The organism is Sphingomonas sp. MM-1 (assembly GCF_000347675.2).
In the GTDB taxonomy this organism is placed as follows: Bacteria; Pseudomonadota; Alphaproteobacteria; order Sphingomonadales; family Sphingomonadaceae; genus Sphingomonas_E; species Sphingomonas_E fennica.
Genome location: NC_020561.1, coordinates 615,690 through 640,368 on the forward strand (window position 1 = coordinate 615,690; position 24,679 = coordinate 640,368).

Sequence of the window (24,679 nt, forward strand, 5' to 3'; positions counted from 1 at the left end):
AGTATTCGATGGGGTGAGAGTGAAGGCGCAGTTCAGGAACAATCGCAAGGCGTTGCTGCGTTTCCGGCCCGGATTGGGCGTTGCCGCCGCGGTTCTTGCAGGCCTGTCGATGTCGGCGCTGCCGGCGCAAACGGTGGAAGATGATGCCGCGGCCCCGGCTTCCGCGCTCAACCTGCCGAAGGACCTGACCATCTTCGGCCCGTCCGATCCATCGGTCCGCAAGGCGACCGCGATCGTCAACGGCACGATCATCACCGACACGGACGTGGATCAGCGGCTGGCGCTTGTGGTGGCGGCCAATGGCGGCAAGGTGAGCGACGATGAGCGCGAGCGGCTGAAGCTGCAGGTGCTGCGCAACCTGATCGACGAGACGCTGCAGATCCAGGAGGCCAAGGCCAACGAGATCACGATCACGTCGGCCGAGATCGACCAGACCTTCGCCCGCGTGGCCGGCAACTTCAAGCGCACGCCCGATCAGTTCGCCGCCTATCTGCGCGAACAGGGCGCCTCCGCCGCGTCGCTCCGCCGCCAGATCGAGGGCGAGCTTGCCTGGCGCCGCCTGCTGGGCCGCCGCGTCGAGCCCTTCGTCAATGTCGGCGAGGAAGAAGTGAACGCGGTGATCCAGCGGCTCAACGCCTCCAAGGGCGCGACAGAGCTGCATATCGCCGAAATCTTCCTGTCCGCCACGCCCGACAGCAATGACGAGGTGGTGCAGAACGCCCATCGGATCGTGGACCAGATCCGCCAGGGCGCATCCTTCGTCGCTTATGCGCGGCAATTCTCCGAAGCATCGACGGCGGCCGTGGGCGGCGACCTTGGCTGGGTGCGCGGCGAACAGCTGCCGGATTCGCTGGCGGCCGCCGCGGCCTCACTGGAGCGCGGCCAGATCAGCGATCCCGTGCCCGTTCCCGGCGGCTATTCGATCATCGCGCTGGTGGACAAGCGCCAGGTGCTGATGGCCGATCCCGCCGATGCGCAGCTGGCGCTCAAGCAGGTATCGATCAGCTTCCCCAAGGGGATGACGCAGGCCGAAGCGACGCCCAAGGTGGAGCAGTTCGCCACGGCGATGAAGCATATCACCGGCTGCGGCACGGTGGAGAAGGTGGCCAAGGATATCGGCGCGGAAGTGATCGACAACGATCAGGTCCGCATCCGCGATCTGCCGGCCCCGCTGCAGAAGATGATGATCGACCTGCAGATCGGCCAGGCCACCGCGCCCTTCGGATCGCTGGGCGATGGCGTGCGCGTGCTGGTGCTGTGCGGCCGCGACGAAAGCCAGGTCGGTTCCGGCCCGTCCTTCGACCAGATCCTTGCCCAGATGGAGGAAGAGCGCGTCAACCGCCGCGCCCGCCGCTATCTGCGCGACCTCAGGCGAGACGCGGTTGTCGATTATCGCTGATTCGCCCCCGATCCCGCCTCTGGCGGTCGCGCTTGGCGATCCCGCCGGGATCGGCCCCGAAATCGTCGCCAAGGCCTGGGAGGCGCGCCACGACGCCTGCGTGCCGCCCTTCTTCGCGGTGGGCGACGCCCGCTCGATCGTCGCGGTATGGGATGGCCCCCTCCAGCGCATCGGATCGCCCGACGAGGCGCTGCGCACCTTCGCGCACGCGCTGCCGCTCATCCAGATGGAGGATGCCGGCGAGATCATTCCCGGCGAACCCAATATGGCCGGCGCGCGCTGCTCGCTCGATTCGCTGGAGCTGGCCGTCGGCCTCACCCGATCGGGCGCGGCCGGCGCGCTGGTGACGGGGCCCGTTTCCAAGGCCCAGCTTTATTCGATCGGCTTCGTCCATCCCGGCCAGACCGAGTTCGTGGCCGAACGCTGCGGCATTTCCGGCGCCAATGCGGTTATGATGCTCGCCGGCCCCAGCCTGCGCACCGTGCCGGTGACGACGCATGTGCCGTTGGCCGAAGTGCAGGCATTGCTGAGCATCGACCTGATCGTGGCCAAGGCCAGGGCCACCGAGCGGGGGCTGATCCGCAATTTCGGCATCGAGAAGCCCCGCCTGGTGATCGCCGGCTTCAACCCCCATGCCGGCGAGGGCGGCGCGCTGGGCCGCGAGGAGATCGACTTCATCATCCCCGCGATCGAGATATTGCGCAGCGAAGGCGTGGACGTGATGGGGCCGCTGGCGGCCGACACGATGTTCCATGCGCGCGCCCGCGCGCAATATGACGCGGCGATCTGCCTCTATCACGATCAGGCGCTGATCCCCCTGAAGACGCTGCATTTCGACGAAGGCGTCAACATGACGCTGGGCCTGCCGATCGTGCGCACCGCACCCGATCACGGCACCGCCTTCGAGATTGCCGGCCGCGACAAGGCCAATCCCGGCGCGATGATCTCCGCGATCCGCATGGCCGGCGAGGCCGCCGGCTTCCGCTGCATGGCGTGACGGTGGACGACGCGAGGATGGACGGCCTGAAGGCGCTGCCGCCGCTGCGCGACGTGATCGCGCGCCACGGGCTTTCCGCATCCAAGGCGCTGGGCCAGAACTTCCTGTTCGACGGCCAGCTGCTCGATCGCATCGCCCGCGTGCCGGGATCGCTGGAGGGTGAGACCGTGTTCGAGGTCGGCCCCGGCCCCGGCGGCCTTACCCGTGCGCTGCTGGGCGCCGGGGCGAATGTGGTTGCGGTGGAGCGCGATCGCCGCTGCCTGCCGGCGCTTGCGGAACTGGACGAGGCATCGGGCGGCCGGCTGCGGGTGATTTCCGGCGACGCGCTGGAGGTGGATGCCGAGGTAGAGGCCGGCCGGGGCGCCCATATCGTCGCCAACCTGCCCTATAATGTCGGCACCGCCCTGCTGGTGAACTGGCTGGGCAGCGAGGCGTGGCCGCCCTGGTGGCGATCGCTGACCCTGATGTTCCAGAAGGAAGTCGCGGAACGCATCGTCGCGGCGCCCGGCACCTCCGCTTACGGACGGCTGGCGGTGCTGGCGCAGTGGCGCGCGACCGCGCGGCTGGCCTTCACCGTCCATCGATCCGCCTTCGTGCCGCCGCCCAAGGTGATGTCCGCCGTCGTCCATATCGTGCCGGCCGCCCAGCCGGAGGGCGTGAAGCTCGCCGATCTCGAACGGATCACGGCCGCCGCCTTCGGCCAGCGCCGCAAGATGCTGCGCCAGAGCCTGAAGGGCGTTCCCGGCGCGCTGGACGCGCTGGACCGGATCGGGATCGATCCGCAGCGGCGGGCGGAAACCCTGTCGGTCGACGAATTCGTGGCGATCGCCCGCATCATGGGGCGGTAACGCCAGTTCGCGGAGGCTCCGTCCCGAAAGAGGGGAGGCTCAAAAGAAGAAGGGGGCCGAACGCCCCCTCCCCTGCTTCTTACTGCTTGGCCGCCGGTTCCTGGCTCTTGGGCGCGACCGTGGTTCCCGCCTGGGCGGTGACGACGGCGGGCGGCGGGCCCTTGGCGATGGCGGCAGCAAGCTCGGTCGCTTGGCCGCATTCCGCCTTGCACAGCGTGCGGATGCGCGCGAGGTTGGCCTTGGCGCGATCGACCGCGCCCTTCTGCACCAGCGCCTCGCCCTGCGCGGTCAGCGCGGCGAGATCATTGGGTTCCAGCGCCAGCGCCTCGCGATAGAAGCGGATCGCCTTGCCCGGCAGTTCCTGCGCCTGAGCGACACGGCCCAGCGCCACGAAGGCGGCGCGGTTGCGCGGATCGACCGCGAGCGCGGTTTCGAGATAATCGTTGGCGGCGACAAGATTGCCCGCGCGGCGCGCGGCTTCGCCCTGCTGCATCAGCGCCAGCGAGCGGGGATTGATCTGATCGTCCGGCTTCTGGCCGTAGCCGACGCTGGAAACCGTGGCGAAGGCCAGGGAGATGACAAGGGCGATCGGAGACAAACGCATGAACAACTCCGTGAGGGTCTCTTGGCGGGCTTCTACCATGGCCGGTGCAGTCTAGCGACGAAAAAGCCGTCCGTCCCGTCTGTCGCCGGTGTCAGCCGCAATCCGGCCCCATATGGGCTGCCGGCGATGAGCCCTGTCTGAACGGGCAGCGGTTCCGCCGCCGACCATCCGGCATGATCCGCCAGGAACGCCGCCACTTGCTCGGCCCCTTCCTCATCCACCAGAGAACAAACGATATAGACCAGATATCCGCCCGGCCGGACAAGCGCGGCGGCCACCCGGATCAGCCGTGCCTGCAACGCCACCAGCCGATCGAGCCGTTCAGGCGTCAGCCGCCAGCGCGCCTCCGGGTTGCGGCGCCAGGTGCCGGTGCCGGAACAGGGCGCATCCACCAGCACGACGTCCACGGCATCGCGCAGGTCCGCCAGCGCATCCGCCTCCCGCCCGCCGTCCAGCAGCCGAGTCTCAACCGGACCGATGCCGGCCCGTTCGGCACGCGGGGCGAGGCGGGACAGGCGCGCGCGATCGGCATCGCAGGCGATCAGCCGGCCCCGATTCTCCATGGCGGCGGCGAGCGCCAGCGTCTTTCCCCCGGCGCCGGCGCAGAGATCCACCACCGTCATCCCCGGCCGGGCATCGGCTGCGGCGGTGACGATCTGGCTGCCTTCGTCCTGCACCTCGAACAGGCCCTGGGCGAAGGCGGGCAGCGCCTCCACCTGCGTGCCTTCCGGCAGGCGCAGACCCATCGCCGCATGGGGCGTGGGCTCGGCGCCCGGGATCAGCGCCTGAACCTCCGCCCGGCTCGCCTTGAGCGCATTGACGCGGATATCGAGCGGCGCGCGATCGAGCAGCGCCGAAAGCTGGGCCTCGTCCAGCGAGCGGCCGAGCCGCTCCATCAGCCAGGCAGGCGCGATGCCGGCGGGCGCCGCCGCTTCCCCGGCCGCGATCGGGGCGGGGCCCACGGCCGATCCGTCGAAGGCGGCGGCGAGCGCAGGATCGTCGACGGCGAGGCCGATCAGCGCCGCGCGGCCGCTTGCCGGCACCTCGCCCGCGCGGCGGATCGCGCGATAGACGAGGTCGCGCACCGCCCGCCTGTCCTTCGACCCGGCATAGCGGCGCGCCTTGAAATAGCGTGCGATCAGCGTGTCAGCCGCCGCCCCGCCCCGCGCGGCGGCGGCGATGATCTCGTCGAGCAGGTCGATCGCCGCCTGCGCGCGGCCGGCAGGCGTCATCGGTTGTGGCCCTTCATTGTGTCATTCTGCGACAATCCGCCCTTAATTCACTGAACTGTCTTAATTTTCATTAACCATTGTCACCGGCATGTCGCAAACGCCCCATAGCCACGGTCTCGTGGCCGGCGCCGCCAACCGCCTGCCCGATATCTTCATAAGGCATTGAGCGAACACTCGTTCAAGAGGAGCATTGGGGTGAGCAAATTTCTGTTCCAGGCGGCCGCGGCCGCGTTCTGCGCCGCAGCGGCGCTTTCGCCAGCGCAGGCCGTGGTGATCGGTAGCGCCGATTCGAGCAACGGGATTCCGTTCGGCGATCCTGGCTTCGGCTATTATTACCAGCAGGTCTATAATGCCTCGAGCTTCGGTTCGGGGATCAACATCCGCCAGCTCAGCTTCTACAATTCGCAGACGCCGGGCGGCACCCCGCGCACCGGGAGCTTCCAGATCTACCTGTCCACCACGTCCGCCGCGATCGACACGTTCGATACCAGCGCCGGCGCGTGGCTAGACGCGTCCTTCACCCAGGTGTTCGACGGCGCGCTGCCGGTGCTGGCCGATGGCCAGCTCGACATCGATCTGTCGCAGGCGTTCGATTATGATCCTACCCAGGGCAACCTGCTGCTGACGATCCGTTCGTTCGATCTCGGCAGCGGCCGGCTCTTCCTCGATACCGACAAGAATAGCGGCCTCACCAACAGCCGCTTCTCAGCCTATCCCTATGACTGGAACCAGGGCCTCGTGACCGGCTTCAACGAACATCTGCCGGCCGTTCCCGAACCGGCGACCTGGGCGATGATGATTACCGGCTTCGGCATGGTGGGCGGCGCCATCCGCCGTCGCCGCGCCAGCGTTTCGGTCAGCTTCGCCTGAAGCCGCCGCACCGCGACTGAAACGAGGAAGCCCGGCCGGTTCCGCACCGGCCGGGCTTTGCCTTTCATGCCCGCCGCTCAGCGCGTCGGATAATTGGGCGCCTCGCGCGTGATCGTCACGTCATGGACGTGGCTTTCGCGCAGGCCGGCATTGGTGATGCGCACGAAGCGCGCACGCTTCTGCAATTCGGGGATGGAGGGCGCGCCGGTATAGCCCATCGCCGCCTTCACGCCGCCGACGAGCTGGTGGATGATATCCTTGGCCGGCCCCTTGAAGGGCACCTGCCCTTCGATCCCTTCCGGCACCAGCTTCATCTGGTCCTTGATGTCCTGCTGGAAATAGCGGTCGGCCGATCCGCGCGCCATCGCGCCCACCGAACCCATGCCGCGATAGCTCTTATAGGCGCGGCCCTGGTAGATGAAGGTTTCGCCGGGCGCTTCCTCGGTGCCCGCCAGCAGCGATCCGACCATCACGGTCGACGCGCCGGCCGCCAGCGCCTTGGCGAGATCGCCCGAGGTGCGCAGACCGCCATCGGCGATCACCGGCACGCCGGCCTTCATCGCCTCTTCCGCCGATTCCATGACGGCGGTGAGCTGTGGCACGCCGACGCCGGCGACGACGCGGGTGGTGCAGATCGAGCCCGGCCCGATGCCGACCTTGATGCCGTCCGCGCCCGCATCGATCAGGGCGCGGGTCGCCTCCGCCGTCGCGACGTTGCCGGCAACGACCTGGACGGAGTTGGACAGGCGCTTCACCCGCTCCACCGCGCGGGCGACATCGGCATTGTGGCCGTGGGCGGTATCGATGACGATCAGGTCGCATTCGGCATCGACCAGCGCCTCGGTCCGCTCGAAGCCCTTGTCGCCCACCGTGGTGGCGGCGGCGACGCGCAGGCGGCCGTTCGCGTCCTTGGTGGCATCCGGGTAGGTGACGGCCTTCTCGATGTCCTTCACGGTGATCAGGCCGATGCAGCGATAATTGTCGTCCACCACCAGCAGCTTTTCGATGCGGCGCTGGTGGAGCAGGCGGCGCGCCTCCTCCTGGTTGACGCCGGGGCGGACGGTGGCGAGGTTCTGGCTGGTCATCAGCTCGGCCACCGGCTGGCCCGGCTTTTCAGCGAAGCGGACGTCACGGTTGGTGAGGATGCCGACGAGCTTGCCCGACGCCTCGACGACCGGGATGCCCGAAATCTTGTGTCGCGCCATCAGCGCCTGCGCGTCGCCGAGCGTGGCATCGGGGGTGATGGTGATGGGGTTCACCACCATGCCGCTTTCGAAGCGCTTCACCTGGCGGACGGCGGCGGCCTGTTCCTCGACCGTCAGGTTGCGGTGGAGCACACCGAGCCCGCCGAGCTGGGCCATGACGATCGCCATGTCCGCTTCCGTCACGGTATCCATGGCGGAGGAGAGGATCGGGATGTTGAGCCCGATCTCCCGCGTCACCATCGTGCGCGTATCGGCCTGGCTGGGCAGCACTTCCGAAGCGCCGGGGATGAGGAGAACGTCGTCGAAGGTGAGGCCGAGGCTGATTTCCATGGGGCAAGATCCAGGTGGTCGAGGCAGGTTTATGGGGATGGCGGAGCGAAATTTCTACCGGGGCGGCGGTCGATAGCGTTTGGGATCGGCGAGCATCAGGCCGAGGGCGACGTGCAATTCCACATCCTGCGCGACGCCATCGAGCGGCAGAGGCTGGGAAAGATCGTCGCCCGGCTTGTGATATTCCTGGCCCAGATAGGCCTGGAGCAAGTCCATGTTGAGCGATCCGCCCACCATCGCGGCGGGAATGCCCTGCTGGGCGAAGGCCCAGCCGTCCTGACGCTGTGCAAGCGCGTTGGCGGCATCGGACGGGTTGATCCGCCGGCCCATGCGGCGCGAAACCGCATCGACGGCGGCGTCGAGCGCGGGCTGGCCACGGCCGAGCATCGCCACCGGCGCCCCGCGCGGGGCGATGGCGACCGTATCGAAATTGAGGACGGCAGCGATCTTCGCGGCATCGACGGGCGGCGCCTTGGCCAGCGCATGGGCGCCGAGCAGGCCCATTTCCTCCGCCGTCGTCGCGACGAACCAGATATCGCGCACCGGCCGCTTGCCGGACTGGATCAGGCCGCGCGCCACCTCCAGCATCATCGCGACGCCGCTGGCATTGTCCACCGCACCGTTGCAGATACGATCGGGCACGCCTTCGGGCCGGCAGAGGCCGAGATGGTCCCAATGGGCAAGATAGAGGAGCGCGCCGGCCGCGGGATCGCTGCCGGGGAACCGGCCGACGATGTTCCAGCTGGTATAGGGCCGGCTGACATTGTCGATCGAGAAGGTGGCGGTGCCGTCGATCCGGCGGGCGCGGAAATCGCGCTTCACCATATCGGCCGGCGTCAGGGCCGAAAGCCCGGCCGCCTCGGCGATACGCTGCCACGCTGCCGGCGAAAGCGCGCCCGTGATCGGCGCCGGCGCATCATCCGCAAGCTCGTTGCGTGGTTCGTTCAGCGTGTCGCGAAGCTGCGGCCAGCCCTGCTCGTCCGTCTCGATGCGGAGCACGGCGGCGGCCCCGGCCTTCAGCAGCGCCTCGCGCCGGGCCGCATAGCCGGGCGCATGGACCACGCCTTCCGGCTGGCCGGAGAGGATGAGGACGGCGGCACCTTTTACGTCCACGCCTTCGAAAGGATGGAGGCCGGCCCTGGCATCCTCCACGCCATAGCCGCCGAAGACGATCGGCAGCGCGGCGGTGCGGACGGCGCCGTCCCCGCCGCGCAGCGCCATTTCCGTGGGCGCGATCGAAACAACGGTGCCGGCGATCCGCCAATCGGCCGCGATCGTGCCCGATCGCCGCTCCACCAGCTTCACAGGCTGGTAGAAGCCGCCATCGCCGCCGCCGGGAACGAGGCCAAGCCCCGCGAACTGGCTGGCGATATAGCCGGCCGCGAGGTCGCCCCCCGGCGTGCCGGGCTTGCGGCCTTCCATCGCATCGGCGGCAAGCGTTTCGATATGGCCGCGCAGCCGCGCTTCTACGTCCGCCTCGGCCGCCGGACGCGCGCCGAGCGGTTGCAAGGGAATGGCGGCTAGAAACAGGAGCGGCGGAATCGCCAAGGGTAAACGGCCCATGGCGCGCAATGACAGCATCGGGCGCGCAGCACAAGACGCCACGGCCGATTCCATCCTGACGATTCCATTTGGATGGCGGCCCCCGCCGATGCACACTCCCGCAAACGACAAGGGCATGGAGGGATTTGGCCGATGGGCACGCTGGCACTGGTTCTGCTGATACTCGCGATCATGTTCGTCGCGGCCGGCGTGACGGTGGTGCGCCAGGGCTATCAGTATACCATCGAATATTTCGGCAAGTTCGTCGCCGTGGCACAGCCGGGCTTCAATTTCTACATCCCCTTCTTCTACCGCGTCGGCCGCAAGATCAACATGATGGAGCAGGTCGTCGACATTCCGGGGCAGGAGATCATCACCCGCGACAATGCCATGGTCTCGGTGGACGGCGTGGTGTTCTTCCAGGTGCTGGACGCGGCCAAGGCGGCCTATGAGGTTTCCGACCTCAACTTCGCGTTGCTCCAGCTCACCACCACCAACCTGCGCACGGTAATGGGATCGATGGACCTGGACGAGACGCTGTCCAAGCGCGACGAGATCAACGCCCGGCTGCTCAACGTAGTCGATCACGCCACCACCGCCTGGGGCGTGAAGATCACCCGCGTCGAGGTGAAGGACATCCGGCCGCCGCAGGACATCGTGAATTCCATGGCACGGCAGATGAAGGCCGAACGCGAGAAACGCGCGTCGATCCTGGAAGCCGAAGGCATGCGCGCGTCCGAGATCCTGCGCGCCGAAGGCGAGAAGCAGGGCCAGATCCTGCAGGCCGAGGGCCGGCGCGAGGCGGCGTTCCGCGATGCCGAGGCGCGCGAGCGTTCCGCCGAGGCGGAGGCCAAGGCGACCCGCCTGGTTTCCGATGCCATCGCCGAAGGCAATGTGCAGGCGATCAACTATTTCGTCGCGCAGAAATATGTCGATGCCGTCCAGCAATTCGCGACATCGCCCAATGCCAAGACGATCCTGTTCCCGGTCGAGGCGACCCAGCTGATCGGCACGCTGGGCGGTATCGGCGAACTGGCCAGGGAAGCGCTGGGCAAGGACGGATCGGGCCGGGATGGACCGCCGCCCGCCCCATCCCGGCCGGTCGCCCCGCGCCGGCCCGGCCCGTTCGAGCAGCAGGGGTGACGGCGATGCCGTTCGATCTCGATCCCCACTGGCTGTGGCTGATCGCCGCGATCGTGCTGGCGATCGCGGAAATCGTGCTGCCCGGCTTCTTCCTGATCTGGCTGGCGGCGGCCGCGGCCATCACCGGCGCGATCGCCTTCTTCTTCGCGCTTTCGGTGCCGTTGCAGGCGCTGGTCTTCGCCATCGCCGCGCTGGCGGCGGTCTATGCCGGCCGGCGCTACATGAAGGTCTATCCGGCCGAGTCGCCCGATCCGATGCTCAACGATCGCACCGCCCGCCTGATCGGCGAGATCGTGACGGTGGTGGAACCGATCGGCGAGGGCCACGGACGGGTGCGCGTGGGCGACGGCGTATGGAACGCCTCCGGCCCGGAGGCGCCGAGCGGGACGACGGTGCGCGTCGTCGGCGCGCAGGGCAATACGCTGATCGTGGGGCCATTATGAAGCACCGCCGGCGCGCGGCGCTGGCCGCCGCGCTGTGGCTTGCGCCCCTGCCCGCGGCCGCAAAACCTGCCTGCGCACCCGCGCAGGTGGAACGCGTAACCGCGCTGATCCGCGACGCCGCCGGCGACATGCACCTGATCCTTGCCACCATTCGCGGCCGGATGACGACCGAGCAGGTTCGCTGCTGGGCGGCCACCGGCGATCGCCGGATGATGACGGAACTGGCCCGCCGCCTGGAAGCCGGCGACGGCATCGCCCGCGATCCCGAACGGGCCGAGGATCTCTACAAGATCGCCGCCACGCCCAAGCCGGGCACACTCTGGATCTATGTGCCCGGCGTCGGCGGCCAGCCCGGACGGGTCATGCCCCATACCATCGGCCCCGGCGAGCCCGGTCTGCCCGAGGCCGCCTATCGCCGCGCTCTGATGCATATCGAAGGGCGTGCTACCCGGCCGTCCTACCGCAAGGGCCTGAAGCTTCTGAAGCAGGCGGCGGATGGTGGCTATCCGCCAGCCCGCGCCCGCTATGCCGCCATCATGAACGGCCCCAGCACCTGATCTCCCTTCCGGGATATCCCGGCCAAGAAAAAGGGGCGCGTCCGTCGCCAGACGCGCCCCCGCTCTCCTAATCTTTCCGGGGGCGAGACCCCGAAACAGGTTCAGGCGGCCTTGGGCGCCGCCTGCCGCACGCCTTCGTCCACATGGTCCGCGAACTGGGAGAAGTTCTCGATGAACTGATCGACCAGCTTGCGCGCGGTGGCGTCATAGGCGGCCTTGTCGGCCCAGGTTTCGCGCGGGTTGAGGATCGCGGAATCGACACCCGGCACCGCCTGCGGCACCTGGAAGCCGAAGTTCGGATCGATCTCGAACGTGGCCGCGTTCAGCGAACCGTCCAGCGCGGCGTTCAGCAGCGCGCGGGTCGCCTTGATCGGCATGCGGTGGCCGACGCCGTAGGAGCCGCCCGTCCAGCCGGTATTGACCAGCCAGCAATCCACCCCGCCCTTGGCGATGCGTTCCTTCAGCAGATTGCCATAGACCGAGGGATGGCGCGGCATGAACGGCGCGCCGAAGCAGGTGGAGAAGGTTGCCGTCGGCTCGGTGACGCCGATTTCCGTGCCGGCGACGCGCGCGGTGTAGCCCGACAGGAAGTGATACATGGCCTGATCCGGCGTCAGCTTCGCGATCGGCGGCAACACGCCATAGGCATCGGCCGTCAGGAAGATGATGTTCTTCGGCACGGGGCCGAGATTCTTTTCCGACGCATTCGGGATGAAATCGATCGGATAGGAGCCGCGGCTGTTCTCGGCCAGGCTATCGTCGTCCAGGTCGATCTCGCGCGTGTCCATGTCGATCACGACATTTTCCAGCACCGTGCCGAAACGCTTGGTGGTGGCGTAGATCTCCGGCTCGGCTTCCGGCGAGAGGCGGATCATCTTGGCGTAGCAGCCGCCTTCGAAGTTGAAGACCGCCGTGTCCGACCAGCCATGCTCGTCATCGCCGATCAGCGTGCGGCTGGCATCGGCGGACAAGGTGGTCTTGCCCGTACCGGACAAGCCGAAGAATACCGCCGTGTCTCCCTTGGGACCGATATTGGCCGAACAATGCATCGGCATGACGCCTTCGACCGGCAGCTTGTAGTTGAGGATGCCAAACACCGATTTCTTCATCTCGCCGGCATAAGCGGTGCCGCCGATCAGGATCAGCTTTTCGGTGAGGTTGACCGCGATGACCGTTTCCGAGCGCACGCCGTGCCGTTCGGGATCGGCGCGGAAGCTGGGCAGATCGATGATGGTATATTCGGGGACGAAGCCCGGCAGCTCCTCCGCGCCGGGGCGCACCAGCAGCGTCTTGATGAACAGGTTATGCCAGGCCAATTCGTTGATAACGCGCACGTTCACGCGATATTCCGGCTGCGATCCGCCATAGAGGTCCTGGACGAACAGCGTTTCCTTGGTGCCGAGATGCTTGAGGAAATCCTCCTTCAGCGCGGCGAAATGCTCGGGCGTCATGCCCTTGTTCGTTTTGCCCCACCACACCGTGTTTTCGGTTTCGGCATCGCGGACGATGAATTTGTCGTTGGCGGAACGGCCGGTGTGCTTGCCGGTCTTCACCACCAGCGGGCCGTCCTTGGCGAGCACGCCCTCGCCCCGACGGACCGCTTCCTCGACCAGCGGCGCGGTCGGCAGGTTCCAGTGAAGGGCCGCATCGACTTTGATGCCCTGGGCGGCAAGGTCGTGGGCGGGAATCGGGCTGGACACGTAATATCTCCTTCACAGGACAATTTCTGTCTCGGAGGCATGCGCCCCCTGTCCCCGGCGCGCATATAGGACAAGACATTCCGGGTCAAAGTGCCGAATGGGTGATGCCTGAACCGCGTTGCAGCTTTGTTGCCGGGGACAATGGCTTGGGCTAGAGCGGGTTTCGCTCAGGCGGAACCGTTACGATCCTTCGCTGCCCGCATTTTCCGGCCCTCCAGCCGGATCCGGCCGGCTCGAACATGATCGGACGGGCCGTGCAGATAGTGGGGTTAAGGGTCGATGACGGCTACGATCGCGCTCGTTGACGACGATCGCAACATCCTGACCTCGGTTTCGATCGCGCTCCAGTCCGAAGGGTTCACCGTCCGCGTCTATTCCGATGGCGAGGCGGCGCTGAAGGCGCTGATCGACAATCCGCCCGACCTGGCCGTGCTGGACATCAAGATGCCCAAGCTGGACGGGATGGAGCTGCTGCGCCGCCTGCGCGAGAAAAGCGCGGTCCCCGCCATCTTCCTGACCAGCAAGGATGACGAGCTGGACGAGGCGCTGGGCCTCGCCATGGGGGCGGACGATTATATCACCAAGCCTTTCTCCCAGCGGCTGCTGATCGCCCGCATCCGCGCCATCCTGCGCCGCACCGATGCCCGCGCCCAGCCGGAGCAGGAGGAGACGGCGGAAACGCCGGCCGAGCGGATCGTGCGTGGGCGCCTGTCCATGGACCCGGCGCGCCATCGCGTGCAGTGGGCGGGCAAGGACGTGACCCTGACCGTGACGGAATTCCTGATCCTGGAGGCGCTGGCCCAAAGGCCCGGCTTCGTGAAATCGCGCGACCAGCTGATGGATGCGGCCTATCAGGACGACGTCTATGTCGACGACCGCACCATCGACAGCCACATCAAGCGCCTCCGCCGGAAGTTCCGCCAGGTCGATCCCGATTTCAAGGCGATCGAGACCCTTTATGGCGTGGGGTATCGCTTTGCGGAGGAGTGAGGAGCGAGAGCTCGCGCTGATGTGGTCGGCCCGCTGGTCGCTCACCACCCGCATCCTGGCGGTGAACATCTTCGCGCTGGCGATGCTGGCGGGCGGCTTCTTCTATCTGGACAGCTATCGGTCGCAGCTGATCGACGCGCGGCTGGACGAGGTGGCGGTGCAGGCGCGGCTGATCGCCGAGGCGCTGGATGCCGCCCAGCCTGATCGGCAGCACGTCCTGCTCGAGCAGCTCGAGCAGGCGAGCGACCTGCGATTGCGCGTCTATGATGCCGGCGGGGCGCGGGTGCTCGACAGCTGGCTCGTCGGCCCGCCCACTTATGTGCTGCGCGATCCCGACGAGGAAGCTTGGCAGCGCAAGGCGGCGCGCGCGCTGGACCGGGCCATCGACATCGTCGTCGGCGCGGACAGGCCCGAACGCTTCAACGAACCCGCGCGCGACACGCTTTCCGCCTGGCCGGAAGCGCTGGCGGCGAAAAAGGAAGGCATTCCCGAAACCCGGCTGCGCCGCGCGCCGGACCGGACGCCGGTGATATCGGCGGCGGTCGCCATGCCGGATACTGGGATGACCCTGCTTGCCACCACCAATGCGCGCGACATCGTCCGCATCGTCCGGGCCGAACGGCTGCGGCTGGGCATCGTGCTGGCGATGGTCATCACGCTTTCCGTGCTGCTGTCGCTGTTCCTGGCGCGCACCATCGTGCGGCCGCTGCGCCGGCTCGCGCGCGCGGCGCATCGCGTGCGGCTGGGCCGCGCGCGCGAGGTGCAGGTGCCGCGCCTCCCCTCCCGCCGCGACGAGATCGGCCTTTTGGCGCGCGCGCTTTCGGACATGAGCCTGGCGCTCCGCCAGCGGATCGACGCGACCGAAGCCTTCGCCGCCGATGTGACGCACGAACTGAAGAACCCGCTAGCATCGCTGCGATCGGCCGTGGAGACGCTGGAAAAGGTGAAGGACCCCGCGCTTCAGGACCAGCTTCTCGACGTGGTGCGCGATGACGTCCACCGGCTCGACCGGCTGATAACCGACATCGCCGACGCCTCCCGCCTCGATGCCGAGCTTTCGCGCGCACGCTTCGAGACGATCGATCTGGGGCAGATGATCGAGGGCCTGATCGCCCAGCGAGAGAAGCGCGGCATCGATGCGGACGTGCGGCTGGCCTTCGCCCGCCCCCATGCCGGCACCGCCGTGGTGCTGGGCGACGGATCGCGGCTGACCCGGCTGATCGAAAATCTGGTGGACAATGCCATCAGCTTCTCGCCCCCCGGCGGCCTCGTGAAAATCGCCGCCACGCGCGACGGGGACGAGGTGGTGCTGCGCGTCGACGATGAAGGCCCCGGCGTCGCGCCCGACGTGCGCGAGGCGATCTTTAAGCGTTTCCACAGCATTCGGCCCGAAGGTGAGGCCTTTGGCCAACATAGCGGCCTCGGCCTCGCCATCGCAAAGGCGATCGTCGAGGCGCATAATGGGACGATCATGGTAGAAGACCGCGACGATGCGCCGACCGGCGCCCGCTTCATCATCCGCCTGCCGGTGGCCGAACGATGAGCGTGCCGCCGCTTTCCTCCGAAACCCTCCACGCCTCCTGCGTCGCGATCGGCGGCCGGGCGGTGCTGCTGCACGGCCGGTCGGGATCGGGCAAATCCGATCTCGCGCTGCGGCTGATCGACCGAGGCGCGAAGCTGGTGAGCGACGACTATACCGTCGTGCGCCGCGCCGGCGACGGGCTGGTGGCCAGCGCGCCGCCCAACATATCCGGCCGGATCGAGGTGCGTGGCATCGGCATCGTGCCGATGGAGGCGATCGAAAGCGCGCCGGTGGCGCTGATGGCGCTGCTGGACGAACTGGTCGAACGCATGCCGGACGACCAGCCGGCGACCCGCCCGGTGGCGGGGCTGCGGGTGCCGGTGATCGCGCTGGCGGCGCTGGAGGCATCGGCCCCGATCAAGCTGGAACTGGCGCTCGCCCGCTTCGGCCTGCCGGCCCGATCATGACCACAACCAGCCGCCCACGGCGCATATTGCTGGTCACCGGCATGTCCGGCGCGGGCAAGTCCACCGCGCTGGACACGTTCGAGGATATGGGCTGGGAGGTGGTGGACAACCTCCCGCTCTCGCTGCTCGAACGGCTGCTCGGCACGCCGCTGCCCAAGGGATCGGACGATCAAGGACGGCCGCTGGCGCTGGGGATCGACAGCCGGACGCGCGGCTTCGATGCCGCCGCGATCGCACGGCGCATCGGTCAGCTCCGCGAGGAGCATGGCCACGACATCGAGATATTGTTCCTGGACTGCGGCGGCGCCGAATTGCAGCGGCGTTATTCCGAGACCCGCCGCCGCCACCCGCTGGCCCAGGACCGGCCGGCCGCCGACGGCATCGTGCGCGAGCGCGAGCTGCTGGCGGACCTCCGCCGATCGGCCGACCATCTGATCGACACCACCGACCGCACCAGCAACGCGCTGCAGCGCGAGCTGCGCCAGCGCTTCGGCCAGGACGAGCCGGCCAAGCCAACGCTCGCGGTGATGTCCTTCGGCTTTTCCCGCGGCATCCCGCGCGATGCGGACCTGGTGTTCGACATGCGCTTCCTGCGCAATCCCCACTGGGACCCGCAATTGCGCCCGCTGACCGGCATCGACGCGGCGGTGGGCGATCATATCGCCGAAGATCCCGCCTACGAGCCCGCGATATCCCGGATCGAAGACCTGCTGCTGCTGCTGCTGCCGCGTTATTCGGCGGAAGGAAAATCCTATGTCACGGTCGCTTTCGGCTGTACCGGGGGGAGACATCGCTCGGTCCATGTCGCCGAGCGGGTCGCGGCACGGTTGCGCGCCGCGGGATTTTCTCCGAATGTGGCCCATCGTGACCTCGCTACAGCGCCGCACGACTCGATGGAGGGGAAGCCAAATAATGGCTCGGCAAAACATGGTTCGGGTGGCTGAATGATTGGATTGGTGCTTGTGACGCATGGTCGGCTTGCCGCCGAATTCATCGTCGCGATGGAGCATGTGGTGGGGCCGCAGGATGCGATCGAGGCGATCTGCATCGGTCCCGACGACGACATGGAGGTCCGCCGCGCGGACATTGCCGGTGCCGTCAAGCGGGTCGACCGCGGCTCGGGCGTCATCCTGCTCACCGATCTGTTCGGCGGCACGCCGTCCAACCTGGCCATATCGCTGATGGAGCCGGGGCGGATCGAGGTGATCGCCGGCATCAACCTGCCGATGCTGATCCGCCTGGAGGGAGCCCGCAAGATGATGAAGGTGAAGGCCGCCGTCGCCGCCGCGCGCGAGGCGGGGCGCAAATATATCTCCGTCGCGTCCGAAGTTTTGGGCGAGGCCGCATGAACGGCGAAGCGCTGCTCCAACGCGCCGTCCAGATCACCAACAAGCGGGGGCTGCACGCCCGCGCCAGCGCCAAGTTCGTCACCCTCGCCAGCGGCCAGGCCGCGACGATCGAGGTGGAGAAGGACGGATCGCGCGTGGCCGGCACCTCGATCATGGGGCTGATGATGCTGGGCGCCGCGATGGGCGACAGCATCGTCATCACCGCCGCCGGCAAGGATGCCGAACGCGCGCTGGCCGCGCTGTGCGAGCTGGTGGAAGCGAAGTTCGGCGAGGACTGACCCCTTCCCCTGCGGGGAAAGCGGACAAAAGCCACAGGCCCGGACGACAAACGACACGCCATGCCCCGACAGATCACCGCCTTTTCCAATCCGCTCGTGAAGCGCATCCGTGGCCTGCGCGAGAAGCGCCATCGCCGCGAGGAACGCATGTTCCTGGCGGAAGGCCTGCGCATTCTGACCGAAGCGCGCGAGACCGGGCATATCCCGCGCTACATCTTCTACGCCGCCGATTCGGCCGATCACCGGCTGGTGCGCGAGCTGGTGCGGGTGGTGGAGGCCAAGGGCGGCGAGGCGATCGAGACCGATCGCGACATCCTGCACAAGCTATCCGGCAAGGATAATCCGCAGACGGTGATCGGCGTCTATGACGAGTTCGACACCGCGCTCGACCGGATCGACCGGACGGCGGCCAGCATCTGGATCGTCGCCCAATCGATGCGCGATCCCGGCAATCTCGGCACGATCCTGCGCACGGGCGACGCCGTGGGCGCGGGCGGGCTGATTCTGGTCGACGATTGCGTCGATCCCTTTTCGGTCGAGGCGGTGCGTGCATCGATGGGGGCGCTCTTCACCCAGCGCATCGCCCAGGCCCGCTGGCCCGAATTCCTGCAATGGCTGCGGAGCGGGCCGGGCGAACTCGTCGGCATGAGCCTGGATACGGATATCGACTATCAGGCGCCGCGCTATGCCGCGCCCACTTTCCTGCTGGTCGGCAATGAAGCGCAGGGCCTGCCCGCCGACTATGCGGCGGAGTGCGATCTGCTGGTGAAGATGCCGATGCTGGGCAAGGCGGACAGCCTGAACGCCGCCGTCGCAACTGCGGTGATGGCCTATGAGGTGCTGAACCAGCGCCGGCATATCGGCTGAGCGAAACGCCCGCCACCCGCGAGGTTGGCCCCCGCCCCCCGTCGCGCTAGGATGCCGCCGCCGGCTATGGGCCCGGCATGACAGGGAGAATTCGCTTGCACGATCATCCCAACATCCTCCTCGCGACCGACCTCAGCGCCCGCAGCGACCGTCCGTTCGACCGCGCCGCATCACTGGCAAGGGAATTGGGCGGATCGATCACGCTGGTCCATGTGCTGGAACCCGGCGCCGCGCCGCGCGGCCCCGCGGGCATGGACGAGCTGCGCGCGACGATCCTGGAGGACCTGCCCGATGCCGGGGTTCCCATCCATCTGCTGATCGAGCGGGGATCGGCCCCCTCGCTGATCGCCGAGGCGGCGGACCGCGAGGGCAGCGACCTGATCGTGGTGGGCGCGGCCCGCTATAACAACATCACCGATTTCTTCCTGGGCACGGCGGTGGACTATCTCGTCCGCCATGCGCATGTCCCGGTGCTGGTGGTGAAGCGCCGCGCGGCCCACGCCTATCGCGACATATTGATCGCCACCGATTTCTCGGCCTGCGCGCTGGAGGCGACGCGGGTGGCGGCCGAAATCTTCCCCCACGCCCGGCTGAACCTGGTCCACGCCTATCGCGGCGCCTATGAATCCCGCCTCAACCCCGATGAGGTGCGCGCCGAGGCCCATGCCGAGGCGGAGCGCGAGCTGGCCGATTTCGTTTCCTCGCCGGAGCTTGCCGCCGCCCGGCCCCGCCTGCACACGCAGCTCGAGGTCGGCCCGCTCGCATCCGTCATCCTCGCGCGCCTGCGCGCCCAGCCCATCGACCTTCTGGTCCTCGGCACCCACGGCCGCAGCCCGATCGTCCACGCCGCCCTCGGCAGCCGGGCATCCGATCTCTTGGAATCCATGCCCTGCGACGTGCTGATGGTGCGCGAGAGGGCACGGGAGGGCTAGGTACCGGCTCTTTCCAGCCACATGGCGGGAACGACATTCAGGGCAGCGGCGGGATGCAGGCATGCCACCTGCCCCAAACCCCGTCGCCCCAAACCCGGTCCGGGGTTCACCTACGGTGGACGCCAGGCTGAAGACCGTGCAGCCAACGCAGCCAATCCATGATCGGCAGCCGGACCCGATGGAGCCGCCAACACCCGACACAATGGATTCCCGCCTTCGCGGGAATGACGGGGGCGGGGAAGCCACGCCGACATGGGATGGCGGGCTAGAAGGGCCCTCTGCCCGGCCCCGAAAACGGGTAAGCCGTAAGTGGGGGACAGCGGAAACGAGGGCAATAAGCGGGATATCGAACGCAGCCCCGGCCCAGAACCCGTCAGTGAAGGCGAACCGGCAACCCGGCCCTACTCCGCCGCCTCCGGCACATCGCCCTCGCCGGCCGAAAGCTTGCGCAGCGGACGCACGCCGGTTTCGACGACCGGCAGCAGATCGATCGACTTGCCCGACGTATCGACCTTCAGCGCCTCGAACCGGCGCGCCTGCGTCATCACCTGGCCTTCGAGGCTGCCGACGAAATCATTGTAGGCGCCCGTGGCCTGGGAGAGGTTGCGCCCAAGCTTGGCGACATGCGCGCCCATGGTGGCGAGCCGCTTGTAAAGCTCCTTGCCGGCTTCGGCGATGTCCTTCGCCTGTTCGGCCAGATGCTCCTGCCGCCACATGCCCGCCATCACCTTGGCCAATGCCAGCATGTTGATGGTCGACGCCACGATCACGCCGTTGCGGAAGGCGGTTTCGATCAGGTCCGGCGCGCGTTCGGCGGCGGCCGAGAGGAAATGCTCGCCGGGGATGAACATGATGACGAAATCGGGCGAGAGATCGAACTGCCGCCAATAGCCCTTGCGGCCGAGATCGGCGGCATAGCTCTTCATCGCCGCCGCATGCTGGAGCAGCAGGGCCGCGCGCCGCTCCTCATCCTCCTCGTCGAACGCCTGCTCGAAATGAACGAGCGGGCATTTGACGTCGACGACGATGCAGCGCCCGCCCGGCAGGTTGATGACGCAATCGGGGCGGAGCTGCTTTTCGCCATCGGTGACGGAGGATTGCAGCGTGAAATCGACATTCTCGGAAAGCTGGGCCGCTTCCAATATGTTGCGGAGCTGTTCCTCGCCCCAGCGCCCCCGCGCCTTGGGGCTGGAGCGCAGCACATTGGTGAGCCGCGCGGTCTCGCGCCGGACCACATCATTGCCCTGGGCGAGCTGGGCGACGGCCTCGCGCAGCTCGCCATAGCTGCCGACGCGATCCTTCTCGATCTTCTCCAGCTTCTCGTCATAGCGCTTGAGGGTGGATTCCACCGGGGTGAGCAGCAGCTTGAGCTTGGCCTCGCCCTCCTGCCCGGCCTGGGCGAAGCGTTCCTCGGCGCGCTTCAGGAAATTGGCCTGCGCGGCATCCAGCGCCTTGCCGGCGAGATCGCCGAAGCGCGCCTCCAGCTTGGCCTCCATCTCCTTGAGCTGGGCGACCTGCTCCTCATGCGCGCGCTGGCGTTCGCTTTCGCCGCGCACATAAGCGGCGTTGGCGGCGGCAAGCTCGGCCGCGCGGGTGCGTTCGTCCGCCAGCGCCCGTTCGAGGCTGGCGACCCGCTCCGCCTCCTTGGCGGCGGCGGCCAGGCCGCGCTGGGCGGCGTCCCGCTCCTCGCGCACGGCATCCAGCATCTGGCGGAGCGGCGGCAGCTCCTCGCCCCGCGCCTCGGCCACGGCGCGCGCGGATTCTGCTGCGGCGGCGCGCTGGGCAAGGGAATCACGCTCGCGCCTAAGATCGGCCAGCGCCGATCCGCGCAGCACCCAGCCGACGCCGAGCCCCAGCGCGAGCATCATCGGGATCGCGGCGATCAGCAGGGCTTCCATCACGGCCTTTCATTGGAACAGATAGCGAACCCTGCCCGCCTCGCCCGCATTTTGCAAGGCCCCGATGCGGAACGACGGGCCATGCCGGTCGTTCGGCCAGTTTCAGGCCAGGAGTGGCATGCCCATGTCCATCTCGAAGATGATCGCCGCCCATCCCGACGTGACCGAAGTCAATGAGCCGCTGGCCGTCGCCGTGCGCCATGCGATGTTCTGCGCGGTGATCTGCACGTCCTGCGCGGATGCCTGCACGGCCGAAGCGATGGACATGCGCCAGTGCATCCGCACCTGCCTGGACTGCGCCGACATCTGCGAGACGACTGCAAAGGTCGCCGTGCGACAGACGGGGCGCAGCATCCTGATCGTGCAGGCGATGCTGGAAAGCTGCATCGCGGCGTGCGACGTGTGCGCGGCGGAATGCGAGCGGCATGACCATCCGCATTGCTGGCGCTGCGCGGAAATGTGCCGCGAATGCGCGGACGATTGCCGCCGGGCGCTGCCGACGGTGCATTAGGCCCGGCGGATAGACGGGAAGATCAGGCCGCGCGGCGGGCGCGGCGGGCCTTTTCCAGCTTCTTCATCACCATTTCCCGCTTCAGGCGCGAAAGGTGGTCGATGAACAGGATGCCTTCCAGATGGTCCATCTCGTGCTGGAGGCAGGTGGCGAGCAGGCCTTCCAGCCGCTCCTCGTGGCGTTCGCCCTTCTCATCCAGCCAGCGGGCGTGGATCACGGCCGGGCGCTCGACATCGGCATATTGATCGGGCACCGACAGGCACCCTTCCTGATAGACCGAATGTTCCTCCGAAGGATCGAACAGCTCGGGATTGATGAAGACGCGCGGATTGCGGATCGGCTTGCCTTCCGCATCCTGTTCCTCCTGCAGGTCGATCACCAGCACGCGCTTGGGCACGCCCACCTGGATCGCCGCCAGGCCGATGCCGGGGGCGTCATACATCGTCTCGAACATGTCCGCGATCAGCGCGCGCAGATCATCGTCCACCGTTTCGACGGGCGTGGAAATGGTGCGCAGGCGCGGATCGGGCGCCTCCAGGATCGGAAGAATGGCCATGGAGGCCAGCTAGTGAGAATCGGCGCCGCTTTCAAGGGCGGCTGGTGCCGGAGGCGGGATATCCCTCACCTCAACCCACCGGGCGCCGGGCGCGCAACGCCTGGGCAAGCGTGCCTTCGTCGAGATAGTCCAGCTCGCCCCCCACCGGCAGGCCATGGGCCAGCTGGGTGAGGCGGATGGGATAATTTTCCAGCCGATCCGCGATATAATGCGCGGTCGTCTGGCCTTCCAGCGTGGCGTTCATCGCCAGCACCACCTCGTCCACCCCGCCGGCGGCGATGCGGCTGACGAGGCGATCGATGGCGAGATCCTCTGGCCGCACGCCCTCCAGCGCCGAAAGCCGGCCGCCGAGCACGTGGAAGCGGCCGGGGAAGAGGCGCGAGCGTTCCAGCGCCCACAGGTCCGCCACCTCCTCCACCACGCAGAGCAGGCGCGCATCGCGGCGCGGGTCCGCGCAGATGGCGCAAGGATCGGTGGTGTCGACATTGCCGCATGTGCCGCAGGTCGCCAGCCGATCGTTCACCTGCTCCAGCGCGCGCAGCAACGGGGCGAGCGTCACCTCGCGCTTCTTGATGAGGTGGAGGACGGCACGGCGCGCGGATCGCGGCCCAAGGCCCGGCAACCGCGCCAAAGCCTGCGTCAATGCCTCGATTTCGGGAGATGCCATGCGGAACAGATAGGGAATTCGGATCGCCGCGTCACCCCGAACTTCGCAACGCCCTCCATCATGGAAACTTGCCTTGGCGGCCCGCTATGCCCAAAGCGCGGAGCCATGCGTATCGCCTTCATGGGAACCCCCGACTTTGCCGTGCCGACGCTGGACGCGCTGGCCGCCGCCGGGCACGACATCGCCGCCGTCTATTGCCAGCCGCCGCGCCGTGCGGGCCGGGGCAAGGCCCTGTCCCCCTCCCCCGTGCACAGGCGAGCGGAGAAGATGGGGATCGCGGTGCGCCACCCCGCCAGCCTGAAAGGCGAGGAGGAGCAGGCGGCCTTCGCGGCGCTGGACCTCGATGCCGCCGTGGTCGCGGCCTATGGGCTGATCCTGCCGCAGGCCATCCTCGCCGCGCCGAAGCTGGGCTGCCTCAACGTCCATGCCTCGCTGCTGCCGCGCTGGCGGGGTGCCGCGCCGATCCACCGCGCGATCCTGGCCGGGGATGCGCGGACCGGCGTGACGATCATGCAGATGGAGCGCGGGCTCGATACCGGGCCGATGCTGGCGACCGTGGAGACGGAGGTAAACGGCAAGACCGGCGGCGGCCTGACGGCGGAACTGGCGGAAAAGGGCGCGGCGCTGATGGTGGCGGTGCTCGCCGATATCGGCCGTTACCCGCCCGTCCCGCAGCCTGAAGAGGGCGTGACCTACGCGGCCAAGATCGACAAGGCCGAAGCACGGATCGATTTCGCGCAGGATGCCGCCGCGATCGAACGGCAGGTGCGCGCCTTCAACCCGGCGCCCGGCGCCTTTTTCGAGCATCAGGGCGAGCGCATCCGCGTGCTGGCCGCCGAAACCATCGATCGCGCAGGCGCGCCCGGCACCGTGCTGAACGATACGCTGCTGATCGCCTGTGGCAGCGGCGCGATCCGCCCCACGCAGGTGCAGCGCGCCGGGCGCGGAGCGATGGCGGCGGCGGAGCTGCTGCGCGGCTTTTCCATCCCGGCCGGCACGGTGCTGGCATGACGCGGTTTCGCCTGACGGTGGAATTTGATGGCCGCCCCTTCATGGGCTGGCAGCGCCAGTCGCACGGGCCGAGCGTGCAGCAGGCGATCGAGGAGGCGGTGGAGCGCATCACCGGCGAGGTTACGGGCGTCCACGCCGCCGGCCGCACCGATGCCGGCGTGCATGCGGAGGCGATGGCCGCCCATGTCGATATCGCCCGCCCCTTCCAGCCCTTCCGCCTGATGGAGGCGCTGAACGCCCATCTCCGCCCCAATCCGATCGCGATCCTGGCGGCCGAAACGGTGGCGGACGATTGGCATGCGCGCTTTTCCTGCATCGGCCGGCGCTATTCCTACCGCATCGTCAACCGCCGCGCGCCGCTGGCGCTGGATGCGGGCCGCGCCTGGCATGTGGCGGTGCCGCTGGACGCGGAGGCGATGCACGCCGCCGCGCAACGGCTGGTCGGCCGGCACGATTTCACCACCTTCCGATCGGTGCACTGCCAGTCGGACAGCCCGGTCAAGACCTTGGATCGGCTGAACGTTTCCCGATATGGCGACGATATCGAGATCGACGCCGCCGCCCGATCCTTCCTCCATCATCAGGTGCGGTCGATGGTCGGCTGCCTGATGCTGGTGGGCCGGGGCAAATGGACCGCCGACGATCTAAGCGACGCGCTGGAAGCCCGTGACCGCAACGCGCTCGGCCTGAACGCGCCGCCGGACGGCCTGTTCTTCATCGAGGCGAAATATCCGGAATAGGCGAAGGCCGCAGACTGCATG

26 protein-coding genes are annotated in these 24,679 nt (G+C 67.9%); 18 read left to right on the forward strand and 8 right to left on the reverse strand.

Annotated elements, in window-relative coordinates:
* Window positions 1-19: 19 nt before the first annotated feature.
* The 3 genes from G432_RS24000 to rsmA are packed head-to-tail and all read left to right on the forward strand — an operon-like array spanning window position 20 to window position 3,244.
* Complete coding sequence (locus tag G432_RS24000; protein WP_015457318.1) at window positions 20-1,399, forward strand: peptidylprolyl isomerase; 1,380 nt, start codon at window positions 20-22, stop codon at window positions 1,397-1,399.
* A complete protein-coding gene (gene pdxA / locus G432_RS02900) occupies window positions 1,383-2,396 on the forward strand; it encodes a 4-hydroxythreonine-4-phosphate dehydrogenase PdxA (RefSeq protein WP_015457319.1) in 1,014 nt (337 codons plus the stop codon). Before G432_RS24000 ends, pdxA begins: the two co-directional genes overlap by 17 nt.
* A gap of 17 nt (window positions 2,397-2,413) precedes the next feature.
* On the forward strand, window positions 2,414-3,244 hold the full coding sequence (rsmA, locus tag G432_RS02905) for a 16S rRNA (adenine(1518)-N(6)/adenine(1519)-N(6))-dimethyltransferase RsmA (RefSeq protein WP_015457320.1): 831 nt from the start codon (window positions 2,414-2,416) through the stop codon (window positions 3,242-3,244).
* A 79-nt stretch (window positions 3,245-3,323) separates the two neighbouring features.
* Here rsmA and G432_RS02910 read toward each other — a convergent pair whose 3' ends face one another.
* Window positions 3,324-3,848, reverse strand: coding sequence for a hypothetical protein (locus G432_RS02910; RefSeq protein WP_015457321.1), 525 nt, complete (start codon window positions 3,846-3,848; stop codon window positions 3,324-3,326).
* Between the two features lie 32 nt (window positions 3,849-3,880).
* Window positions 3,881-5,080: an RsmB/NOP family class I SAM-dependent RNA methyltransferase gene (locus G432_RS02915; RefSeq protein WP_015457322.1), complete on the reverse strand. Its 1,200-nt coding sequence runs from the start codon at window positions 5,078-5,080 to the stop codon at window positions 3,881-3,883.
* 195 nt (window positions 5,081-5,275) lie between these two features.
* Here G432_RS02915 and G432_RS23105 point away from each other — a divergent pair, with 195 nt between their 5' ends.
* The gene (locus G432_RS23105; RefSeq protein ID WP_015457323.1) at window positions 5,276-5,950 is read left to right on the forward strand and encodes a PEPxxWA-CTERM sorting domain-containing protein; all 675 of its coding nucleotides are present in this window, start codon (window positions 5,276-5,278) and stop codon (window positions 5,948-5,950) included.
* 77 nt (window positions 5,951-6,027) lie between these two features.
* On the opposite strand, the gene guaB is transcribed toward G432_RS23105, so the two are convergent.
* Together guaB and G432_RS02930 are read right to left on the reverse strand one after the other, a co-directional pair.
* The gene (gene guaB, locus G432_RS02925; RefSeq protein WP_015457324.1) at window positions 6,028-7,485 is read right to left on the reverse strand and encodes an IMP dehydrogenase; all 1,458 of its coding nucleotides are present in this window, start codon (window positions 7,483-7,485) and stop codon (window positions 6,028-6,030) included.
* 54 nt (window positions 7,486-7,539) lie between these two features.
* On the reverse strand, window positions 7,540-8,994 hold the full coding sequence (locus G432_RS02930; RefSeq protein ID WP_236626839.1) for a M20/M25/M40 family metallo-hydrolase: 1,455 nt from the start codon (window positions 8,992-8,994) through the stop codon (window positions 7,540-7,542).
* Between the two features lie 186 nt (window positions 8,995-9,180).
* On the opposite strand from G432_RS02930, the gene G432_RS02935 reads away from it, so the two are divergent.
* Genes G432_RS02935 through G432_RS02945 form a run of 3 tightly spaced genes read left to right on the forward strand, consistent with a single transcriptional unit; the run spans window position 9,181 to window position 11,170 of the window.
* On the forward strand, window positions 9,181-10,170 hold the full coding sequence (locus tag G432_RS02935; RefSeq protein WP_015457326.1) for an SPFH domain-containing protein: 990 nt from the start codon (window positions 9,181-9,183) through the stop codon (window positions 10,168-10,170).
* 5 nt (window positions 10,171-10,175) lie between these two features.
* Window positions 10,176-10,613, forward strand: coding sequence for an NfeD family protein (locus tag G432_RS02940; protein ID WP_015457327.1), 438 nt, complete (start codon window positions 10,176-10,178; stop codon window positions 10,611-10,613).
* Window positions 10,610-11,170 (forward strand): tetratricopeptide repeat protein, encoded by a 561-nt coding sequence (locus G432_RS02945; RefSeq protein WP_015457328.1) that lies wholly within the window; start codon window positions 10,610-10,612, stop codon window positions 11,168-11,170. The genes G432_RS02940 and G432_RS02945 overlap by 4 nt, the downstream gene beginning before the upstream one ends.
* Before the next feature lie 101 nt (window positions 11,171-11,271).
* Here G432_RS02945 and G432_RS02950 read toward each other — a convergent pair whose 3' ends face one another.
* Window positions 11,272-12,870 (reverse strand): phosphoenolpyruvate carboxykinase, encoded by a 1,599-nt coding sequence (locus G432_RS02950; RefSeq protein ID WP_015457329.1) that lies wholly within the window; start codon window positions 12,868-12,870, stop codon window positions 11,272-11,274.
* Between the two features lie 279 nt (window positions 12,871-13,149).
* On the opposite strand from G432_RS02950, the gene G432_RS02955 reads away from it, so the two are divergent.
* From G432_RS02955 to G432_RS02990, 8 genes are all read left to right on the forward strand, one after another.
* Window positions 13,150-13,860 carry a response regulator transcription factor gene (locus tag G432_RS02955; RefSeq protein WP_015457330.1) on the forward strand — a complete coding sequence of 237 codons (711 nt, stop codon included), beginning with the start codon at window positions 13,150-13,152 and terminating at the stop codon, window positions 13,858-13,860.
* Window positions 13,829-15,403, forward strand: coding sequence for a sensor histidine kinase (locus G432_RS02960; RefSeq protein WP_015457331.1), 1,575 nt, complete (start codon window positions 13,829-13,831; stop codon window positions 15,401-15,403). The genes G432_RS02955 and G432_RS02960 overlap by 32 nt, the downstream gene beginning before the upstream one ends.
* Window positions 15,400-15,849, forward strand: coding sequence for an HPr kinase/phosphorylase (locus G432_RS02965; RefSeq protein ID WP_015457332.1), 450 nt, complete (start codon window positions 15,400-15,402; stop codon window positions 15,847-15,849). The genes G432_RS02960 and G432_RS02965 overlap by 4 nt, the downstream gene beginning before the upstream one ends.
* Entirely contained in the window at window positions 15,846-16,793 is a 948-nt protein-coding gene (rapZ, locus tag G432_RS02970) for an RNase adapter RapZ (protein ID WP_041864769.1), read from the forward strand. Before G432_RS02965 ends, rapZ begins: the two co-directional genes overlap by 4 nt.
* Entirely contained in the window at window positions 16,794-17,198 is a 405-nt protein-coding gene (locus G432_RS02975; protein ID WP_015457334.1) for a PTS sugar transporter subunit IIA, read from the forward strand. It begins immediately after the preceding gene.
* Window positions 17,195-17,476 carry an HPr family phosphocarrier protein gene (locus G432_RS02980; protein ID WP_015457335.1) on the forward strand — a complete coding sequence of 94 codons (282 nt, stop codon included), beginning with the start codon at window positions 17,195-17,197 and terminating at the stop codon, window positions 17,474-17,476. Before G432_RS02975 ends, G432_RS02980 begins: the two co-directional genes overlap by 4 nt.
* 60 nt (window positions 17,477-17,536) lie before the next feature.
* Complete coding sequence (locus G432_RS02985; RefSeq protein ID WP_015457336.1) at window positions 17,537-18,343, forward strand: TrmH family RNA methyltransferase; 807 nt, start codon at window positions 17,537-17,539, stop codon at window positions 18,341-18,343.
* 95 nt (window positions 18,344-18,438) lie between these two features.
* Window positions 18,439-19,275, forward strand: a complete 837-nt coding sequence (locus G432_RS02990) for a universal stress protein (protein WP_015457337.1) — start codon at window positions 18,439-18,441, stop codon at window positions 19,273-19,275.
* A 401-nt stretch (window positions 19,276-19,676) separates the two neighbouring features.
* Here the strand turns inward: G432_RS02990 and G432_RS02995 are convergent, their stop codons facing one another.
* The gene (locus G432_RS02995) at window positions 19,677-21,173 is read right to left on the reverse strand and encodes a DNA recombination protein RmuC (RefSeq protein WP_015457338.1); all 1,497 of its coding nucleotides are present in this window, start codon (window positions 21,171-21,173) and stop codon (window positions 19,677-19,679) included.
* A gap of 124 nt (window positions 21,174-21,297) precedes the next feature.
* Between G432_RS02995 and G432_RS03000 the strand changes: the two genes are divergently transcribed.
* Window positions 21,298-21,684: a four-helix bundle copper-binding protein gene (locus G432_RS03000; protein WP_015457339.1), complete on the forward strand. Its 387-nt coding sequence runs from the start codon at window positions 21,298-21,300 to the stop codon at window positions 21,682-21,684.
* Between the two features lie 22 nt (window positions 21,685-21,706).
* Here the strand turns inward: G432_RS03000 and def are convergent, their stop codons facing one another.
* Both def and recR read right to left on the reverse strand, forming a co-directional pair.
* Window positions 21,707-22,240: a peptide deformylase gene (gene def / locus G432_RS03005; protein ID WP_015457340.1), complete on the reverse strand. Its 534-nt coding sequence runs from the start codon at window positions 22,238-22,240 to the stop codon at window positions 21,707-21,709.
* Window positions 22,241-22,310: 70 nt separating this feature from the next.
* The gene (recR, locus tag G432_RS03010) at window positions 22,311-22,907 is read right to left on the reverse strand and encodes a recombination mediator RecR (protein ID WP_015457341.1); all 597 of its coding nucleotides are present in this window, start codon (window positions 22,905-22,907) and stop codon (window positions 22,311-22,313) included.
* Window positions 22,908-23,012: 105 nt separating this feature from the next.
* Here recR and fmt point away from each other — a divergent pair, with 105 nt between their 5' ends.
* Both fmt and truA read left to right on the forward strand, forming a co-directional pair.
* Window positions 23,013-23,918, forward strand: a complete 906-nt coding sequence (fmt, locus tag G432_RS03015) for a methionyl-tRNA formyltransferase (RefSeq protein ID WP_015457342.1) — start codon at window positions 23,013-23,015, stop codon at window positions 23,916-23,918.
* Window positions 23,915-24,658, forward strand: coding sequence for a tRNA pseudouridine(38-40) synthase TruA (truA, locus tag G432_RS03020; protein WP_015457343.1), 744 nt, complete (start codon window positions 23,915-23,917; stop codon window positions 24,656-24,658). The genes fmt and truA overlap by 4 nt, the downstream gene beginning before the upstream one ends.
* The last annotated feature ends 21 nt before the right edge of the window (window positions 24,659-24,679 follow it).

What these genes read in the sequence shown, in the direction of transcription:
- G432_RS02915 (WP_015457322.1), bottom strand. Translation starts at nt 5,080, where the DNA reads ATGACGCCTGCCGGCCGCGCGCAGGCGGCGATCGACCTGCTCGACGAG.
- G432_RS03000 (WP_015457339.1), top strand. Translation starts at nt 21,298, where the DNA reads ATGTCCATCTCGAAGATGATCGCCGCCCATCCCGACGTGACCGAAGTC.
- def (WP_015457340.1), bottom strand. Translation starts at nt 22,240, where the DNA reads ATGGCCATTCTTCCGATCCTGGAGGCGCCCGATCCGCGCCTGCGCACC.
- guaB (WP_015457324.1), bottom strand. Translation starts at nt 7,485, where the DNA reads ATGGAAATCAGCCTCGGCCTCACCTTCGACGACGTTCTCCTCATCCCC.
- rapZ (WP_041864769.1), top strand. Translation starts at nt 15,846, where the DNA reads ATGACCACAACCAGCCGCCCACGGCGCATATTGCTGGTCACCGGCATG.
- G432_RS02985 (WP_015457336.1), top strand. Translation starts at nt 17,537, where the DNA reads ATGCCCCGACAGATCACCGCCTTTTCCAATCCGCTCGTGAAGCGCATC.
- G432_RS02955 (WP_015457330.1), top strand. Translation starts at nt 13,150, where the DNA reads ATGACGGCTACGATCGCGCTCGTTGACGACGATCGCAACATCCTGACC.
- G432_RS02935 (WP_015457326.1), top strand. Translation starts at nt 9,181, where the DNA reads ATGGGCACGCTGGCACTGGTTCTGCTGATACTCGCGATCATGTTCGTC.
- recR (WP_015457341.1), bottom strand. Translation starts at nt 22,907, where the DNA reads ATGGCATCTCCCGAAATCGAGGCATTGACGCAGGCTTTGGCGCGGTTG.
- rsmA (WP_015457320.1), top strand. Translation starts at nt 2,414, where the DNA reads ATGGACGGCCTGAAGGCGCTGCCGCCGCTGCGCGACGTGATCGCGCGC.
- G432_RS02910 (WP_015457321.1), bottom strand. Translation starts at nt 3,848, where the DNA reads ATGCGTTTGTCTCCGATCGCCCTTGTCATCTCCCTGGCCTTCGCCACG.
- G432_RS02995 (WP_015457338.1), bottom strand. Translation starts at nt 21,173, where the DNA reads ATGGAAGCCCTGCTGATCGCCGCGATCCCGATGATGCTCGCGCTGGGG.
- G432_RS02960 (WP_015457331.1), top strand. Translation starts at nt 13,829, where the DNA reads ATGGCGTGGGGTATCGCTTTGCGGAGGAGTGAGGAGCGAGAGCTCGCG.
- truA (WP_015457343.1), top strand. Translation starts at nt 23,915, where the DNA reads ATGACGCGGTTTCGCCTGACGGTGGAATTTGATGGCCGCCCCTTCATG.
- G432_RS02965 (WP_015457332.1), top strand. Translation starts at nt 15,400, where the DNA reads ATGAGCGTGCCGCCGCTTTCCTCCGAAACCCTCCACGCCTCCTGCGTC.
- G432_RS02980 (WP_015457335.1), top strand. Translation starts at nt 17,195, where the DNA reads ATGAACGGCGAAGCGCTGCTCCAACGCGCCGTCCAGATCACCAACAAG.
- G432_RS02945 (WP_015457328.1), top strand. Translation starts at nt 10,610, where the DNA reads ATGAAGCACCGCCGGCGCGCGGCGCTGGCCGCCGCGCTGTGGCTTGCG.
- G432_RS02940 (WP_015457327.1), top strand. Translation starts at nt 10,176, where the DNA reads ATGCCGTTCGATCTCGATCCCCACTGGCTGTGGCTGATCGCCGCGATC.
- fmt (WP_015457342.1), top strand. Translation starts at nt 23,013, where the DNA reads ATGCGTATCGCCTTCATGGGAACCCCCGACTTTGCCGTGCCGACGCTG.
- G432_RS02975 (WP_015457334.1), top strand. Translation starts at nt 16,794, where the DNA reads ATGATTGGATTGGTGCTTGTGACGCATGGTCGGCTTGCCGCCGAATTC.